Here is a 19610-nt window from a genome sequence, read left to right on the forward strand (position 1 = left end):
TCTTTTCATGGGGTTTATAATAGGAATTTATTATTGCTAGTTAAAGGTGGTTTTTAATGGACTTAAAACAGTTACGTTATTTTTTGCAGATTTGTGAAGATAAGAGTTTTTCAAATGCCGCCAAAAGTCTATTTGTCACTCAACAAGCATTAAGTAAATCTATAAAAAATATGGAGGAAGAACTTCAACTGCCCCTTTTAGTAAGATCAAATAATGTACTTGAATTAACAGAGTATGGAGAATATTTATATAAGCATTCCATACCTATAATCCAGGAATATGATATCCTAATGCAAAATCTTAATAAAATGTCTATATCTAATCATGAAAGTATTAAAATTGGATTTTCCAATGGTGTTTTAAATGCTTTATCCACTGAATTCATTGCAGATTTTAGCAAAAATCACAGGGATATCGAATTGGATATTTCAGAACACACTGATTTGGAATGCGAACAATTAATTCTTGATAATAAATTGGATATGGCTTTTTTGATAGGGCCTATAGATAAATCAAAATTCAATTCAATAACTATTAAAAAAGAAAATATGTGTGCCCTAGTTAATGATGATAATCCCCTATCAAGAAAAAACACTTTGGATTTTGTGGATTTAAAAGATGAAAATATTGTAATTCTTAATCATAAGTTTAGAACTTACTATAATTTTGTTAGTAGATGCGAAAAGGCAGGTCTTACTCCTAATATTACTTATCCTGTTGGTGGAATTTTGACGGTTCATAGATTCAGTCGTTCTAATGATTGTGTTGGTATAAGTGCATACTTTGTTGTCGATGAGATTGGTTCGTCTAACACTAAGGTGTTACCTTTTAATGATGAAACTTTTGTGTGGGAAATATGTCTTGTTACAAATAAAGATTTATGTATGACTAACAACGAAAAAAAATTTATAAACTATACACTTAATTATCACAATATCAATAAAAAATCTCTAGGTAATTATTAGAAATAACTAAATTTACCCCCCTGTGAACAATATTTTAACGAGTTTCACAAGGGGGATTTCTTCTTCTTGTTATTCAACCGATTTTAGAGATTCCGTCATATTTATTCTTTCTATCTTCCTTCTTAAAATCAAATTAACCAAAAATGTTATCATAAATGTTACTATAAGGGCTATTAAATAGCTAGAAGCAAATATCTGCTCCTTAAAGGATATGGCTTCAACTTTAATTTGATCCATAATAAAGCTGTGAAGCAGCTTACCAAGACCAAGGCCAAGAAGGGAGCCGATTACAGTCAATATGACCGTCTCTCTAAAAACATATTCCTTTGTTTCTCTAGAGTAAAAGCCGATAACTTTAATTGTGGCAATCTCACGGCTTCGTTCAGTAATATTAATATTATTCAGATTATAGATTACCACAAAGCCTAGGGCACCGGCACAGAGAATAACCAACCATATAATGGCGTCTAGACTCTGCATCATATTATTAACCATATTTCTTAAATCATCAGTTACAGATACAGTAGCCACATTTTCATCCTTTGATAAGCTTGCAGATACCTTGTACAAATCCTCATTATTACTGGTGGCATAGGCATTTTTATATTGGACCTCTTTATTAAATAAGGCCTTATAAGTTTGCCCGGTCATCAATAAGTAATTACCTACATAATTTTCAAAGATACTGCCTATTTCTATATCTGTAGTATCAACTTCATTAATCTTAATAGTAATAGTATCCCCTGGCTTTAACTTAAATTCCTCTGCCAACCTATCGCTTATAGTAGCTTTACCATCTTTCGGATATGGCAAGGTCTTACTATCCATATGCAAACCTATTATATTTGTAATATTTGGATCATCAGTTGCTACCACAGTTGCTTTTTTTATTTTATTATCATCTACCACTTCTATCTCATCGGATAAGATAAATACACATTCTGATAATATATCCGAATTTTTCTCTATAAAATTCTTTCTTTCCTCTTTATTAAATGCTTCGGTAAAAGAAATATTATAATCGTATTTCATAATTGTATCAAATTGATCATTTACAATATTACGGATTGAGTTACTGATGCCCATTGCTGCCACTACCAATGAGGTACATCCTGCAATACCCAGGATTGTCATAAAAAATCGCCGCTTATATCTTAATATATTACGGATTGAAACCTTATGAAGGAAACCTACTCTTTTCCATATAAATGGTATATACTCTAAAAGTACCCGCTTCCCGGCTTTTGGAGCTTTTGGCCTGATAAGTTGTGCAGGCATCATAAGTAACTCTGATTTACAAGAAATATAGGTCACACCGGCAGAGCAAATCAAAGCTACTGCCAAGGAAAAGAGGGCCAATTTTAGATCAAATACATACTCAATGGATGAAAAGCCGTATAACATACCATAGGCTTTCCATATTGCCATAGGAAAATACTTGGTTCCTAGAAAATATCCAAGAACTGAGCCCACTATGGCAGCACTGCCTGAATAGGCAACGTATTTTCCACTAATTGCAGCATCACTGTAGCCTAAGGCCTTTAGGGTACCTATTTGAGTACGCTGCTCATCCACCATTCGAGTCATTGTAGTTAAACATACCAAGGCGGCCACTAAGAAGAAGAAAAAGGGAAGAACCTTTGCAACCCCGTCTACTATAGCTGAATCATTTTCAAAACTGGCATATCCCATATTCTGATTGCGATTTAGCATATAAACCTTGGCTGTGGGAATATCCTCAACTTCCTTCCATCCCTTATCAATTTCTTCTTCTACCTTCTTAAACTCCTCTTTGGCTTCAGCAAAAGACTTATGGGCCTCTTCTTTTCCTTCCTTATATTCCTTAAGGCCTTTTTCATATTCTGCCTTAGCTTCCTTAATAGCTTCCCAGCCAGATGCAATTTCCTCTTTATTGTTTTCTATCTGGACTTTAGCCTTATTAAGACTTTCTTTTGCTGCTGCAAGTTGCTTATAAGCTTCCTCAAATTTTCTATTTGCTTCTTTTTTTTCCCTGTCTAGCTCATATTGCCCTTTATCAAGCTTGGTAAGAGTTTCTTTAAGTTCTGAATATTTTTCTAAAACACCACTGGCTTCTATATCTGTAAGCCCTGCCTTTGCTTCTTTAAGCTGACTGCTAATTGCTATATATTCTTCACTTTCAGCATCTTCTATTTGTAAAAGAGCAGCTTCTAGCTTAAGGATATTTTCAGAAAGCTGATTATGCTGATTGATTATACCGCTCTCTTCAATCTCTTCTATGGCCTTGGTTACAGTTTCACGATTTAAATCAAGTTCTTTTTGACGACTTTCTAATTGGGCTAAGCTATTAGTCTTTTGTGTTTCATAATCCCTATAGGACTTTTCATATTCTTTCAGTGATTTTTTATAGTCCTTTTCCCCTTCAGCAATCTTATCTTCGGCCTCTTTTAATTTTTCTTCCTGTTTTCTGATTTCTTCTTCTGCTTCTTTTAGTTTTTTATAAGCCTCATTCAGTTCCTTTTCACTGTCAGCTTTTTTAGACAAATACTCTTCATAGGCTTCCTTATATTCTTTTTCTGCTTCTAATACTTTTTGGCTGGCTTCATCAACTATTTCCTGATGGCGAAGCTCCCCCCTCATTTCCAAGTCTTCCTTTAATGTTTTTTCTTTTTGGGCAATAAAATCATTATATTCTTTGCTATATACTTCATAATAGCCATCCAAACGGACTAAAATCTCTGTATAGTAATCAGTTGAAAATCCCTCTATAGGCATATAAACAAAGCCATATATGGAACCGTCTGAAAGACTGGTAGTTCCTCTATCGTAATTTAGATAATTAACGGAATCTGCGATACCAACCACCATATATTCCCTATATGTAAATGCATCAAAAATATCTTCTTCATTACTAGAAGCCATCCTAATCTTTGTCCCAATCATATCTTCCGAAAAAATTCTGGCATCTAGTACACATTCATTTGCCGCCTTCGGCATTCTTCCGGATTTGATTGCTAAGTGATTGATTTTATCAGTTATGGAGTGGGCCTTTAATACAAGGTCATTTTTTATACCCATATCTGCAATAAAATCCATGGAAATAGCACCTTCAGCGGTTATACCATCCTGAGAGGAAAAGTATTCCACATCTTCATTAGACAAACCTAAAGTAGAAATCAGTTTATAGTCATACATTTGCTGATTTAAAACATAAGAATCTAAGGTTTTTACCATGGCTGTCTGTGTGATTTTTAATCCGGAAAAAAAACCTACCCCCAGGGCAATAATAAGCACAATAGCAAGGTAGCGTTCAAGTGTATATTTAATTTCCCGTATATTGTTCTTGCGCCAAGCTGAATTTTTTATCATTACCATTCAATCTCCTCTATTGATAAAGCTTTTTCGTTTTTCTCAACAGATACCACAGTTCCGCTTTTTACATGGATAACACGGTCTGCCATAGCTGTTAGGGCAGAATTATGGGTAACTATAACTACCAGCATTCCATGTTTACGGCTCTGATCTTGTAAAAGCTTTAAAATCTGCCTTCCCGTCTGGTAATCTAAGGCTCCGGTTGGCTCATCACATAATAACAATTTCGGTTTCTTAGCCAAAGCCCTAGCAATGGCTACCCGCTGCTGTTCTCCACCGGATAGCTGTGCAGGAAAATGATGGAGTCTATCTCCTAGACCGACACTTTCAAGTACCTGCTTGGCAGGAAAAGGCTCCTTTATCATCTGTGTTACAATCTCTACATTTTCTAGAGCCGTAAGATTAGGAATAAGATTATAAAATTGAAATACAAAACCAATATCCTCCCTGCGGTATCTAGTCAGTTCATGTTTATTTAAAGAGGAAATCTCCTTATCTTGCAGCATAACCCTGCCTGAAGTAAGAGTATCCATACCCCCTAATATATTAAGAAGTGTTGTCTTTCCGGCACCAGACTGACCTACAATTACACAGATTTCTCCTTCTTCTATTTCAAAAGAAACATCATGTAATGCCGATAATTTTACATAACCTGTCTGATATATCTTATTAACATTTTCAAATTTTACATATGGGCTCACAGTTAAAAAACCTCCCTGATTTAATTTGGCTTAATTTTATTAGAATTAAGTTTATCACAAGAAAGGAGAATATATATAAAGAACTTATTTTTATTTCCTAAAATTTCAATAAATTATTTAGCTATAGATTAAAAAAAATGGGATTACCGGTATTATTTTTACCGATAATCCCTCCACTATACAAAAGTAAAATTAGGGCCAACTGCTTTTTAAAATACCTTATCCTTTATAATTTAAGGGCAGTCCTTCCCACCTTTCCTTTAATAAATATGCTGCCAGTTTTGGCTGCCTGGTACTTTCTTTATAGGATATACCGTTTTTTTTACTCTTTTTTTCTAATTTTATAAATGATGTATCATCGTTATATAAACGGAGGCGAAATTTCTCTCGCTCATTAACACCGTCTATTTTTTCTCTTAATACCTTATCATTATAATTATCAAAATAAAGGCTTCTAACCCGGTATCCCTTACCATCTATGGCATTTTTGTCGATACTGGCCACATATGGCAATCTTAATCTTAGTTGTAATATATCAGCATAGTTAATAAAATGCTTCAGCTCATGTCTTCCTTTAGATTCTCCCAATAAATCACCCCATTTCTTTTTATTCGAATATATTAATTCTATACTTAGATAATGAAAAAAATTTGTTTTGAATCTGAATTTTAAGTGAACTATTCCATGAAAGGGAAAGAAATAAATCCATTTTGGTAAATTTAATTGAAATGGTTTATAATTAATAAAGAATAAAGAAAATATAAGGAGCAAATTTATGGCCGAGCATAAAATTTATAAAATGAGTTTCGCAAAAATTTATCCCCTTTATATTGAAAAAGTAGAAAAGAAAGGACGGACTAAGGAAGAAGTCGATATAATCATCCGTTGGTTAACAGGATATAGTCAAGAAGAATTAGAAAAACACTTGGCAAGACAAAGCGACTTAGAAACCTTCTTTAAAGAAGCTCCAAGCCTTAATCCTTCTAGGACATTGATAAAAGGTGTTATCTGCGGTGTCAGAGTCGAAGAGATTGAAGAAGATCTTATGAGAGAGATTCGATATTTGGATAAATTAATAGATGAGCTGGCAAGGGGAAAAGCTATGGAGAAGATTTTGAGAAAATAATATAAAATCTTTAATCTATATCATGAGTATGTAATGTTTCGGATATAAAAAGTACCTCTTAAGTAGTTCTAGCTTTTCCTATCTACTTAAGAGGTGTTATTTTTCCTAAGACAAATCTATCTTATCTTTATCTTTTAGACATCTCACTATCTAAAATATATAGACCGCTCCACTGTCCGTTAATTCTTTCCAATCTTTCAACCAATACACTAAATGTATCTTCTTCTTCTATTTGTTCATCCACAAACCAAGCAAGAAGATTAAGAACCCTTTGGTCTCCTTCTTCTCTTGCTTCTTTAACTAAATCATGAATACGGGATGTTACAAGTTTTTCATGGGCAAGAGCTTTTTTAAATACGTCTAAAATAGAATCAAATTCACCGCTTCCAGGATTTAGTGGACGATACTTAACTCCATATCCTGTTTCCTGAAGAAATTTTTTTATTTTTTCAGCATGTTCCATTTCTTCTTTTACTTGCTCATCTATAAAATGTGTCATACCCTTCATATTCAGCTCATCTAAATATGCAGACATGGTGGCATAAATGTAGGCCGATTCTAATTCAAAATTCATTTGCTCATTTAAATTATCATATAATTTGCTCATATATCTTCCTCCGTTTTCTATTTTTTCTATGATATTAATAGCTATTACTATTATTACATATTAAAATTTAAATTTCAAGATATTTTTCTGTTTTAACATAGTTATTTCCTTATAAGCCCTTTATTATGACGGTATATGAAACTTTAAAACACTTATAACCAAGTAGGAGGCAGCTGAAATAATCAGCTACCTCCTACCCTATTATTAATTAAACTTATTATGGTTCCATTCCACTGACTAATACACCTGAAATATAAACAGTTATTTTATTATTCTCACCATAACTGCTATTATCGCTAAAGGAATAGTCATTGCTCTGATTATAATTGGACCAATTTGATTTTGAGAAACGATTCTGTATCTCAATACTCTGATTAGGTTCTAGATAGCCTGCAGCTTCTGTGAAACCTGTCTCTAAGTAATAATCTGCATCCTCTGTGGCTTGATCCATCTTTACAAAGGTACCTGTTACATTATTAGATCCCACATTGGACCAATCACACCAGAAACTTTGACCATTTTCTCCATCGATAGTATAGTAATACCTGATTTTAACATCAGATAACTTTATAGGTGTTGTTCCGGTATTAGTAAGCTTATATCTAGGCATAATACCGTTAAGATTTGCAGCAGTATTGCCACTATACATTTCAAGCTTAATATTTCCATCTTGCTCTACTACTGTAGAATCAGTAATATTTACAGTTAAAGTAGGATCTGACCCGGCATCAAAATCAAAGGTTAATGTAATCCTGCCGGTTGATTGGCTTGCAAGATATTCACTTAAAATAGTTACTTCATTACCGTCTATAATATAATCTCTGCCCTCTCTTAAGACTTCGCTGCCTTTTTTAAGTGCAACAAAAGTATTGTCGTTAGGATTCATAGTAACCTTGATATCCTTCTGGGCCTCAGGATTTTTATCAAAGCTTGCAACCGTCGGGCTGATTGTAGCGCTTGGAATACTTGGTGAGCTATCTACAATCTTTATTGTAAGAACAGGATCTACACCTTGGCTAAAATCAAAGGTCAGACGAACCGTACCGGTCTCAAAGCTATCTAAATAACTCTTAAGAATTGTTACTGTGTTACCTTTAACTGTATAATCAGTTCCTGATATTAGAGTAACATTACCGTTTTTAATGGCTTTAAGAGTATTGCCATTTAAGGTCATTACAGTCTCAATATCTTCCTGCTTAGCAGGGTTCTTATCAAAAGTAGCACTGGTAACAGAAATACTGGAATTATTCTGTTCGCCGCTACCGTCAGGCTCCTTACCAAATACTAATACACCATCATCATATACCGGCATATAAATTGTTTTCACAGTATTTCCTGAGCTTACACCCTTAATATCCTTAAAGGAATAGTCGTTGTTATTATCCCAGAAATTAGTATTTAGGGGAGCTGCAATTCTAAATTGAATTTCCTTCTTATATACAGGCTGTCCCCCTGGATATATTTTGGTTCCTGTAAAGTCTACATCTACATAGTAAATATTATTGGCTTCATCCCAAGGATATAAGCCCGTAACCTTAGCACCACTGTTATAATTTGTCGATATAGTAATATCATCTGCACTATATCCGGCTTCTATTACTTCACTGATATCAACAAAATAACGGAAAGAAAGCTTATCTCCAACTCTGGCAGGCCAACCAGACTGATTATGGAGTAAGGCCTTAACTTCTAAGAAGTTAGAACCGGATGCATTAATACCTGCCATTACGAAGAACTCATCATTGGTTATTTCCTCGAATGCAGTTAAATTCTCTATAGGTTTTCCGCCGTAATCTTCATACATTTTTGCCAGAGCACCTACAAATCCGGCATTATAATCGCAGGCCACTTCATTATCGATATAGTTACTTACATCATCACTGTAGCTGTCATCATTACCGGGACCACCTACAAGGGCTCCGATAAGTACATGACGATGATAATTAGGGGTAGTCATACTATCGCCCCAGGAACTGTGAGCTGTTCTATGATGAGGCCGTTGTGGAGGATTTTTACCAAATCCCACTACGTAGCTTCTGCCGGAGCTACCTAAAGCATAGTCTATCTGCTTTTTAGCAAAATCATTATAGATAGTTGATTTTTCTGCACTACAGCCTTCCCAATCAGCATAAACTGCTGCTAAGAATGCCGTTGTTGTAGAATAACGAAGTGCTCCCCAGGTATCTAACCATGCAAGACCCTTAGGAGAATAAGTAATACGATTACCGTTATAACCTACGGACCAGAAGTCTAGGTGCATTTCAATTGCTTCTTTATATATAGCTTTATTAGTTATCTTTGCCAATAGTAAGCATGCACCATAGTGAACGTCATCCCAGCAATGACCCCATTTATAAGCTATTATATCAGTCTGAGGTTCGGTTCCCCAATATTCCACATAATCCTCTGCTTTTTCAAGATATGTCTCGTCTCCGCTTGCTATATAAATCCATACAGCCGCCCAAGATAACTCATCATAAAAACCACTGTGAGAGCTGTAGAATCCATTAGCTGCTGTATAACCCTTATCACTCTTTGTGTTTTCTGCAAAAGCATAAAGTTCTTTTGCATGCTTTAGGCAAGTTGCTGCATAAGCAGGATCCCTATCAGCAAATACTGTTGCCGCAGATGCCAAGGCTGCTGCCGCTTCTGCTACTACTGTAGAACCGGGATTAGAAAGATCTACTTTGTATGATGGTCTTTCCATCTGCATAACTTCTGCAGGTCCCCACCATGCATGGTCTTTATGGCCATCTCCTACTTGGTAGTAGAACACATTGGCTGAAGGATGGCACTTTATTAGATAATCACTAACCCATTTTATACTGTCTAAGAGATATTCTAGCTGACCACTTTTTGCAAGTGCATCTTCCGCCTCATAGACAGCCCATGCTAACATTGCTTGTGAATAAGCCATGGGAAGATTAAACTTCACATGATCACCGGCATCATACCATCCACCGGTAAGATCAAGTCCTACGTCTGCACCGTCATTCAGACCGGAATCTCCCCGCCAATTATCTCTTTTATCCTCCGGTAATTTTCCTGAACGTTGAAATTCATAAAACATTATAGCCTTTTGTAAGGCTTCTCCGTAGTTAAAATCAGCAGCTTCTGCCTTTGGAGCAGTTATAGATATTAAAGAAGTACAAAGTATGCTAAGAGCAAGTATCATTGACCAAAATTTACGCATATTAATATCCTCCTTCCGTATTTTATTTTAATTTTTACCTTATATGGATCCATTGTTTTTTGCACAGACCCATAATTAATCAAACATTATAAGTAATAAACTTTTAATGATTTAATTAAGGTTCCATTCCATAAACTAGCTTTTCAGAAAGATAAACAGTTACTTTATTATTTTCACCGTAATAACTATTGCTTGAATTAAAGGAATAGTCATCTGTCTGAGTGTAATTTGACCAATCGGATTTTGAAAATCTTCCTTGAACCTCTATGCTAGCACCGGGTTCAAGATTTCCTGCCCCATCGGTAAAGCTGATTTCTAGATAGTAATCAGCCCCTGCTTTAGGACTGCTCATTTTTACAAATGTGCCCACAACATTATTACTTCCGATACTGGACCAATCACACCAGAAAGTCTGAGACTTATCACCGTCAATTGTATAATAATATCTAATCTTAAGATCAGATAAGGATATACTGCTGTTACCGGTATTAGTTATACGGTATCTTGGCAAGATAGAATTACTTGTTGCTTGTGTACCTGCATTAAAGCTTTCAAGAAGAATATCTCCCTTAACCGGTTCTTCAGGATCTTCAGATCCCTGTGTGGTATCCACAATCTTAACAGATAAGGTACGGTCTAAACCGGCGCTAAAATCAAATACTATGGATAGGTTTCCTACCGCCTGTTTTGCTAAGAATTCTTTCTTGATTGTTACGGTATTACCTCTTATAGAATAATCAACACCTTCTACAAGAGTGGAATTTCCGGCTTTAACTGCCTCTAAAGTGTTGCCGTTTAAGGTTACTGTTACATCGATATCCTTCTGATTTTCTTCATTTTTATCAAAAGTTGCACTGCTAGGTGTGATTGAAGAATTGTTTGCAGGATCATCACTTTCACTAAAGAGTATAGAATAAATTCCGTTTGCAATTGCAACATCACATTGTGCCCAGAATCTGTGATATGTAAATTCCGGAGCTTCTCCTTTTTCATATGCTTCTAGTAGTTTAGGATAATCAGGATCATCTAAATACTTGGAACGAATATCAAGGAAGGTAATTCCATGTTCAATCTTGTCCCCATTAGGCATGGTTCCTGTCCAACCCTCAGGTACATATACTTCCTGTTCAAAGAATCTCTTATAATCTTCTCTAGACTCAGGAGCTGCTACACCCTTGTCATCCCTGTACAATGTCCAGATACGATCTAGTAATTCCTTAGCTAATTCTCTTGCTTCATCATCACCGGAAGCTTTTGCATAATATAATAATGCATTAGCTAAAGATCCTGTAACACCAAGATCTGTACCGTAAGAAACAACTTCTACATGAAGATTTGGATTACCGGTAGGGGTACCTGTCCATGTATCAGGCTGACCTGACCATTCAATATTACTAGGTACAGCAAAAGTTCCGTCACTGTTGATTTTTACTACAGATTTTATCCAACTAACCCACTTATCCATAAGATCTTTTGCTCTGGCATCATTGGTCTGATAATAATACTCTGCTACCCTTTGCATGGACCAAGCTTGGAAACCAAACCAAGTATTACTACCGGGATCTAAGTAAACCGGATTCTCTACATAGCCCATACCATAAAAAGTGGAAGTACCGGAAGGAAGGGTCTCATAACGACCATTATAGGAGTTGCTGGCTCCCCCTGCGATAGCTCCTTCAGCTGACTGTAACCACTGATAAAATTCCAACTGACGCTCTAAACTCTTACCCCAATCTCTGGCACCGTTTTCTGATTTGGGTTTAAACTCAGAATCATTTGATAAAATCCATGCTGCCATAGGATTTTGGTAACCGGCATGATTATGGCTAGATCCAATAATCCAAGACCAATCCGCTGTAATACCGCCGCCCCATGCATAATACCAGGACATCAAATAATGAGCTGAATCATAACCTGTTCCTGCCTGCTTAGAGTCACCAATTTTTCTAAAATACTTATCAAACATAGAGTAACGGAGATAATCTCCCATCTTAGTTGCTTTTGCTACTTCATCACTAATATCTACACCATGTTCCTTTGCCCATACATTAGCCCAGTAAGTTGCCTGAACTGCTCTGGCATCAGCATCTGGGGCATTGGTATACTTAAATTGAGCAGAATACTGACTGTCACCTGTGAACAGATCAAGGTATCCATTTCTTCCACCCATAGTTAAATCATCCCAACAAGGTTGAGGAATAGTTTCCCAAGTTGATTCTTGGCTTCCCCTCTGGAAAGTATTAATATATGAAGGTGAACTTTTTCCATCAGCACGTCTTCCATATCCATACCAATTATCTACGTCAAGGAGCCAATGCATACCATAAATCGTATTTGTACCATAAGCTCTTACTAGCTCATTGTAGATAGGATCTACTCCAACAGGAGCATTAAAATCCAGTTGTGCAGGATACATACTGGGTTCTTCCCATTCGGGAGCATATGTAGCCGGTGAACTAGGATTGTATCTTGCCATACTTCTATTAGGCTGATCCTCTTCACTAGGTATCATATATTTTTCGAGAATATCCCAGGCCTTTTCAAAATATGAAAAATCCCCTGTGAACTTTCCATATAAGGCCTCAAGCCAAAGATAATAGCTCATGGCCTCACTGGTAGTAACATGGCCATAATCCGGAGCTTCAACAATCATAGTTTCGATTGAATGATAAGGTATCCCATGGGAACTAAAATACCCGTTAGCAGGATCATGAAGTTCTTCCCATAACTCAAGGAATCTCTGCTTATAAAGATCTTCGGATGAAGTGGCTGCAGATACGCCACCTTTTAATGTCAAATGAGACACAAAACTTAGTAATAAGGTCAAAGCTAGTACAGACGATATTACTTTTCTAAAGCTTTTTTTCTTCATAACCATTATCCCCTTTCTTAATTATTTATCCAACTTATTCTCCGGTCACAGGCTGTCTGCTAATTTTCCTTTTCATCACCTACCTTTGCGCAGCTTTTATTCCCTTGTCCGAAAAAATAAAGTAAGATTTTAAAAACAAATCCTTTGATTATCACATTAGCTAAATGTTAGATTTCCTAAATACAATTTGGTATCTATTAGTGGAAAAAGCTTCTATCTTATTCAGATACAAGCTTTTATGTCAGAAACAATATAAAATTTTTCACCACAAAAAATCTTATTTCCTTTGCCTTTAAAGCTATAATAATTGGTGGCTTCCAATTATATTTGTCAACGTTCGTTATAATACTTGAAACTTTGACAAAACATATTACAGCTGTTTATGGAGCTATTTTTTATGGGTATTAGTAAGTTTTAACACTAAATATATGTTAATATTTTCATTTTATATACAAGTATATCCTTCATATCAAAGTCTGTCAACCTTTTTTTGTTAATTTCACCATTCTTTTACCATTTTCCTGCCATTTATTAGTGATATTTTTTTCAACATAAAGCTTTTAAATTCGATCCATTGATTGATTTTCCACTATTTTACTTTATCCCCCATCCTTTATGTAACATTATAATTACACCTCGCATATTTTAATATTAGTAAAAAAAATATGGGAGGTGCCTAATGATATTTCAAATATTTCAATTTTTCTTTGCATTAATAGTCCCGGGTCTAATCGGTGCATTGTTTTTTAGTATATTTGCCCGTTTAACTACGGAAATTGAGTGGCCTGTAGCCTTAATCCTTGATCTTTTTACATTTGTAACCATGATTATCGGACTTTTCTTCTTCAAAGACATTACTACAGTTGAAGCTTTATTATCACAATTCATCTGCTTAAGCTTCACCAGAAAATACATTCTCCTCAGCGTCTTAATTGCTATTTTTTATGGTATTATCTCAGGAATTTTACGGAGAATATTCTTTTGGATTAGGAGAAGACCTTTCTTTAGCTAAGCTTCTTAACTTAAACAGCCGTATTTCAATGCATATGAAATACGGCTGTTTTCTCTATACTTATTTATAAAGCTCTATACAATCTGTTATTGACTTCATGGGGATCTTTATAGGTATTTACCACCTGCTTCATTGCCTGCTTTATCTTAATCTTTGATTTTGTTTTTAAAGCATTTTCTAAGATTTTTATTTTTTCTTTTATTTCCTGCCTGGATATGGTGTCTTGGTGTTCAATAAAAATCTTATGATTTGCGGTAGCTATAAGTTTCTCACTATTCATTAGTATCTCTTCGTATAGTTTTTCTCCGGGGCGGAGACCTGTTTCTATAATCTGAATATCCTTATAAGGTATATGCCCAGATAGTTTAATTAAATTTTCCGCCAAGTCCAGTATCTTAACGGGCTCTCCCATATCTAAAACATAGATTTCAGAACTATTGGCCATAGACCCTGCCTGAAGTACCAGCTGTACCGCCTCTGATATTGTCATAAAATACCTAACAATTCTTTTATCTGTTATAGTTACAGGACCACCCATTTCTATTTGCTTTTGGAATAAAGGAATAACAGACCCATTGGAGCCAAGAACATTGCCAAAGCGTACTGCAACATATTCAGTTTTGCTATACCCTTTCATACTTTGAATAATCATTTCACAAAAACGTTTGGTGGCCCCCATAATATTAGTCGGATTTACCGCCTTATCAGTGGATATTAATACAAACCTTTCCACCCCATATCTGTGGGCTGCCATCACTGTATTATAAGTACCAAAAATATTATTACGGATTGCCTCTTCCGGACAATCCTCCATCAAGGGTACATGTTTGTATGCTGCAGCATGAAATACGATATTAGGTCTATATTTGTTAAAGATTATATCTAATTTTTCCTTATTCTGCACAGAAACAATTTCAACTTTTAAATTCAAATTATTTTTGTATTTAAAAATTAATTCCTGTTGGATATCATAGGCATTATTCTCATAATTATCAGCAATTATAAGTTTTATTGGATTTGCTTTTGCAATCTGCCTACACAACTCAGAACCTATAGTACCTCCACCACCGGTAACTAATATTACCTTATTAGCTAAAAATTTTTCAATATCACGGCAATATAAATTTACCTTCTTTCTTCCCAGAAGCTCATCTATATATGCATATTTCTCACTGCTCCAATGAGATTTTTTTTGATTTAAATATTCCAATTTTAAAACATTTTCCTTCTGTTTTTTATTTATTCTCAAACCACTCGCCCCCTTAAGCACTCGATTAATGCTTAATCTTGTCGTTTTACTTTTAATAGTATATTATATTCAAACTATTAAATGGTGTTCATATTCATCTAATATCTATTCCTTTTATCACTTTCTCCGAACGCTTTGCGAATTCATCACATAAGCCTTGCCCTAATTGCTCTCTAATCAGTTCTAAAGGGATTTTTACTTGAGGAGAACGGTTCTTTAAATTATGGCAGTCACTTCCCAAAACATCTATAAATTCCTTTTTCATATAGCTTAATGCTTTTTTCTTTAATTTTGACTGCAGTAATGAGGAGGTATTAAGCTGCAACACACAACCTAATTCCTTAAGTCTATTTATATTTTTTTTACTAGCTGCCGGATATCTTTCTATATGGGCAATAATGGGGATAACATCAAAGTAAATCATAAGTTTTTCAAGACTTTTATAAATATCATTACCCCACTTCTTAGTAAAGGGCAGCTCTATCAATAAATAATTTGTATTCTCAATTGTTAGTGGGTCTAAGTTGCAATTATAAAATAAGTATTCATGAAGGTAGGTTTCACTGGCAGGGATTAGCGGAATGCATGTTTCTTTTAATAGATTTAAAGATTTTGCACGTAAGCTAGTAAAATCATTAAGTGACATGGAGGTAGGATCATAATGGGGCGTACATACGGCCCCTTTTATGCCCTCTTCTTTAAGAAGCTTAGTCATTATTAAAGCTTCACTTATATCACTAGCCCCGTCATCTATATTAGGTAGTAAATGAGTATGAAGATCAATCATCTTGATTTACATTATAATAATACTTGGATTTAGATTTCTCTCCCTGCTTAAATGTTATTCCGTTTATTACAAAACCAAGTAATTTGCCATCTATCAGCTCATATTTATTTAGTGCACTATCTATATTTGGGTAGGTTGTGCCATTTTCCCTAACCACCATCAAGATTCCATCCACTAACTTTGCTAAACTTAATGCATCAGCAACTAAGTTAACCGGGGCAGAATCTAATATAATATAGTCATATCTTTTCTCAAGTCTTAATAATAACTCCTCCATCTGAATACTGGATAAAAGTTCAGTTGGATTAGGAGCAATAGTGCCACAAGCTATTAGCTGAAGATTCTCATAATCAGTATCTTGAACTACTTCTTCATCAGTTTTCATTACCGATAGGACATTACTTAAGCCAGGAGTGCTTTTTACATTAAGTGGTTTGTGAAGTCTTCCTTTACGAAGGTCACAATCAATTAATAAAACCTTTGCTCCCGCATTTGCAAGGGCTATCCCAATGTTAAGACAAGTAGTGCTTTTTCCCTCTTCTGGATTAGGGCTATTAATTAATATTTTTTTACATCCTTGCTTTCTTATGGTATATAGCAAATTAATCCTTAGGGCTTTATAGGCTTCGGTTATTATAAAATTAGCTTGCTCATTTATCATTTGGTTTAGATTTGATTTTTTCTTTTTCCTATTTAGAAAAGACATTTTTTGTAATAAGACATTTTTTCTTGGAATCATATCGTTGAAACTTGGTATTGCTCCCAGAATGGGAATCTGGTATTTCTCCATTAGATCATCTTTGCTTTTTACTTTAACGTCAATTAACTCCCATAGAAATGCAAAAGTAAATGCTAGAAAAAATCCGGCCAAGGCGCCAATCATGGTATTTAAAAGGATATTAGGACCCGAAGGTCCAGTCGGAAATACTACCGGGTCTATAACAGTTATTTTTGCATTATTCTTAACTTCACTGATTATCTGGGGTGCAATATATTCCATAGCTTTCACAAGTTCATAGGAATCAGAAGCACTGTGAGAGTTAACACTTATTTTAAATATTTCAGTGTCTCCTACAGATTGTATATTAGTCATATTTTTCAACTGAGATTCAGAATAATTAAGACCGGTTTCTTCTAATACTTTTTTATAAAATTTTTGGGTACGTAATAAGTTAACATAAGTTGCTACTACCTTTTGTGCATAGTTTAATTCATTTAAATTTGCGGCGGGTGTAGTATCATTGGGATTAACATATAACTGTACTGAAGCTGTATAAATAGGCCTTCTTATAAATCTATTAACGACAAAAAGAAGACCTGCACCTATTAAAACAAAAATTATAATTAGCTTCAATCTTTTATATATTAGTTCAATTATCTCTTTTAGCGATAATTCCATAGAAAACAATCCCCCACATAATTTCAAATTTTTAGTCATATCTTAAGCAACTACAATAAGTATCATTACGATATGATATGTTATAATTTTGAATTTGGTGAAGTATTCACAAAATAAAAGCATAGCTAAACAAAAAATGACTCTTATTTCATTATCCTGTATTTAAACAGTTTTGAAATAAGAGTCATGAATTTTAGTTATTTATTTTATATAAGGTATTTTAAACCTTAAACTTTTCTACTGCCTCCACAAGTACTCCGGCGTTATTATTTAAGCTATTAGCTGTTCTATTTAATACATCCACTGAAGATAATTGCTCGTAAGCTGAGTGATTAACGGTATTTGCAGATGCCGCAACTTCTTCTAGTACTGCTGAAATACTTTCAATTGCACCTAGGGTACTTACTCTTGCTTCTTCAATATTATCTACATTTTCGATAATTTGTCTTAACTGAACAACAAGATTTTCTACACTATCATTAATGTTCAAGTAAGATTGAGTTGTATTACTTACAGCATTTTCCTGTAAGCGCAATACTTCTTCAGCTTCTCTTGCAATATTAACTGCTTTATGAGTATCCTCTTGAATACCTTCAATAATTGATATAATATTATTTACTGATTCTTTAGATTGGTCGGCTAATTTACGGATTTCACTGGCAACAACAGCAAATCCCCTACCGGCATCTCCGGCTCTGGCAGCTTCAATGGAAGCATTTAATGATAGCAGGTTTGTTTGGTCTGCGATTTCATTAATAACATTAATAATCTCACCAATTGATGAAGATTTTCTCTCTAGATTCTGTATCTCATTGATAATATCTGCAGCAATCCTAATTGTTTCTTTTGTTTGTGTGTTCAATGCTTCAGTCGTAAATGTACCTATTTGAACACTTTGTTTTGTATTATCAGCAATATTGCTGATTTCTTTTGTACTTTCAGTTACCAACAACATTTTCTTTGATAAGTTATCCATCTGGTTTAGACATTCTTCTGCGTCCTTAGCCTGTTGTGTTATACCTGATTCTATCTGATTGATTGCAGCTGATATCTCTTCCGTTGCCTTTAATAAATTCTCAGCGGTTTTTGATACCTCTGAGGAAGAACCGGATACCTCATCACTACGATCCTTGACTTGCATAATTAAATTTTTTACATTGGAGAAGGTATACTGTAGTTCTTCTATTAAAGTCATAAATTCATCTTTTCTCTTAATATTAAATTTAACAGTCAGGTCTCCTTTTGCTGCTACCCTAAGCTTTGCTATAATATTCTTAATTGCATTATCTATTCTTAATGATATGAAAATAGCAATTGCTACTGCTACTATAATAGAAATTAGAGCAACTACAATTGTTAAGTTCTTTATGCTGTCAGCCTGACTCATAATAGAAGCCTTTGGAACCAAACCACAAAGCATTACCCCTGTGTCACCAATTTTAGAATACATAAACAAGTGGGATTTATTCTTATATGGCACAAAGTCAGACCCCTCTTTTTCTTGACCTTGTAAGGCTTCTTTATAGAACTTATTATTTGAAAATATCGGTTTGTCTGCTAGGGTTACTTCCACTTTACCGGATTTGGCTGTTGCTATAATTTCTTTCCCATCAGGAGTTACAAATCCAACAATACCTGTTTTGTCAAATTCAAAATCTCTTAAGACTTCTTTTATAGTGTCCATACTTACTTCTATAATAAGTATCGCATTATTTTTCCATATCTTACGAACTAGACGAATTGCATATTTATCAGAAGAGACAGCCAATTTTTCATCTAAATACTCACTTTCACCGATCCAAAAATTCTCGTACTGATTTTCTATCACACTTTGCCCAATATCAGTTTCTATAAAACCTTGATATGTATCATTTGCCACATCGGAATTGGAGGAAATGGGATCATAACTTTCCGATATAGCATAAACTTTTCCTACAAATTTATCAAGTGTTTCTTTTGTTGTGAAGCTATTTCTGATTTCTTTTTGCTTATTACCTTGTTCTATTCTATCTTCTTTATAATACCCTTCCAAATATTTATTAAGAGTATCATCATTAATAAATTGGTTTGCAGTGGCCATTACAGTTTCAAAACCAAAATCAAGATATTTTCCTGCCATGTTTAAAGCTTGAGTTGTGGACTTTTCATAATTTGAAGTTATACCATCAGAGGCCCTTGAAAATGATAAAACACCTAATAGTAGTATAAATGCTACCGGTACCATAAATGAAGCTATTAATCTAAATCTGATTTTTCTAAATAATTTACAATTTAATATTTTTTCTAACAAAACCCCAATTTTTTTCATAAGTACCCTCACGCCTTTCTTAAAAAATAACAAATCATAT

12 protein-coding genes and 1 pseudogene are annotated in these 19610 nt (G+C 34.5%); 2 read left to right on the forward strand and 11 right to left on the reverse strand.

Translation table 11 applies throughout. The features are described 5' to 3' along the window. Nucleotides 1–56: 56 nt before the first annotated feature. Nucleotides 57–965 carry a LysR family transcriptional regulator gene (locus SD1D_RS06105; RefSeq protein ID WP_058258114.1) on the forward strand — a complete coding sequence of 303 codons (909 nt, stop codon included), beginning with the start codon at nucleotides 57–59 and terminating at the stop codon, nucleotides 963–965. 69 nt (nucleotides 966–1034) lie between these two features. On the opposite strand, the gene SD1D_RS06110 is transcribed toward SD1D_RS06105, so the two are convergent. The 3 genes from SD1D_RS06110 to SD1D_RS06120 all read right to left on the reverse strand — a co-directional run bounded on the left by SD1D_RS06110 (nucleotide 1035) and on the right by SD1D_RS06120 (nucleotide 5605). Beyond that, entirely contained in the window at nucleotides 1035–4313 is a 3279-nt protein-coding gene (locus SD1D_RS06110; RefSeq protein WP_157893100.1) for an ABC transporter permease, read from the reverse strand. Further along, nucleotides 4313–5017, reverse strand: coding sequence for an ABC transporter ATP-binding protein (locus SD1D_RS06115; RefSeq protein ID WP_058258116.1), 705 nt, complete (start codon nucleotides 5015–5017; stop codon nucleotides 4313–4315). Before SD1D_RS06115 ends, SD1D_RS06110 begins: the two co-directional genes overlap by 1 nt. Nucleotides 5018–5236: 219 nt before the next feature. Next, a complete protein-coding gene (locus SD1D_RS06120; protein ID WP_058258117.1) occupies nucleotides 5237–5605 on the reverse strand; it encodes a VTC domain-containing protein in 369 nt (122 codons plus the stop codon). Nucleotides 5606–5792: 187 nt separating this feature from the next. Between SD1D_RS06120 and SD1D_RS06125 the strand changes: the two genes are divergently transcribed. Continuing rightward, the gene (locus SD1D_RS06125; RefSeq protein ID WP_058258118.1) at nucleotides 5793–6143 is read left to right on the forward strand and encodes a DUF2200 domain-containing protein; all 351 of its coding nucleotides are present in this window, start codon (nucleotides 5793–5795) and stop codon (nucleotides 6141–6143) included. Between the two features lie 127 nt (nucleotides 6144–6270). Here SD1D_RS06125 and SD1D_RS06130 read toward each other — a convergent pair whose 3' ends face one another. The 8 genes and pseudogenes from SD1D_RS06130 to SD1D_RS06165 form a co-directional block, all read right to left on the reverse strand. Then, nucleotides 6271–6750, reverse strand: coding sequence for a ferritin (locus SD1D_RS06130; RefSeq protein ID WP_058258119.1), 480 nt, complete (start codon nucleotides 6748–6750; stop codon nucleotides 6271–6273). A 217-nt stretch (nucleotides 6751–6967) separates the two neighbouring features. Continuing rightward, the gene (locus SD1D_RS06135) at nucleotides 6968–9943 is read right to left on the reverse strand and encodes a glycoside hydrolase family 9 protein (RefSeq protein WP_058258120.1); all 2976 of its coding nucleotides are present in this window, start codon (nucleotides 9941–9943) and stop codon (nucleotides 6968–6970) included. 115 nt (nucleotides 9944–10058) lie between these two features. Then, nucleotides 10059–12815: a glycoside hydrolase family 48 protein gene (locus SD1D_RS06140; RefSeq protein WP_058258121.1), complete on the reverse strand. Its 2757-nt coding sequence runs from the start codon at nucleotides 12813–12815 to the stop codon at nucleotides 10059–10061. A 696-nt stretch (nucleotides 12816–13511) separates the two neighbouring features. Beyond that, the gene (locus SD1D_RS06145; protein ID WP_157893101.1) at nucleotides 13512–13718 is read right to left on the reverse strand and encodes a hypothetical protein; all 207 of its coding nucleotides are present in this window, start codon (nucleotides 13716–13718) and stop codon (nucleotides 13512–13514) included. A 173-nt stretch (nucleotides 13719–13891) separates the two neighbouring features. Beyond that, nucleotides 13892–14983: pseudogene (locus tag SD1D_RS06150) on the reverse strand (UDP-N-acetylglucosamine 4,6-dehydratase family protein); the annotation flags it as partial. A gap of 187 nt (nucleotides 14984–15170) precedes the next feature. Next, a complete protein-coding gene (locus tag SD1D_RS06155) occupies nucleotides 15171–15863 on the reverse strand; it encodes a CpsB/CapC family capsule biosynthesis tyrosine phosphatase (RefSeq protein ID WP_058258124.1) in 693 nt (230 codons plus the stop codon). Then, nucleotides 15856–17262 carry a polysaccharide biosynthesis tyrosine autokinase gene (locus tag SD1D_RS06160; RefSeq protein ID WP_058258125.1) on the reverse strand — a complete coding sequence of 469 codons (1407 nt, stop codon included), beginning with the start codon at nucleotides 17260–17262 and terminating at the stop codon, nucleotides 15856–15858. Before SD1D_RS06160 ends, SD1D_RS06155 begins: the two co-directional genes overlap by 8 nt. A 220-nt stretch (nucleotides 17263–17482) precedes the next feature. Next, nucleotides 17483–19570 carry a methyl-accepting chemotaxis protein gene (locus SD1D_RS06165; protein WP_058258126.1) on the reverse strand — a complete coding sequence of 696 codons (2088 nt, stop codon included), beginning with the start codon at nucleotides 19568–19570 and terminating at the stop codon, nucleotides 17483–17485. Between the last annotated feature and the right edge of the window lie 40 nt (nucleotides 19571–19610).

It is taken from the genome of Herbinix luporum (genome assembly GCF_900070325.1).
Taxonomy (GTDB): Bacteria; Bacillota; Clostridia; order Lachnospirales; family Lachnospiraceae; genus Mobilitalea; species Mobilitalea luporum.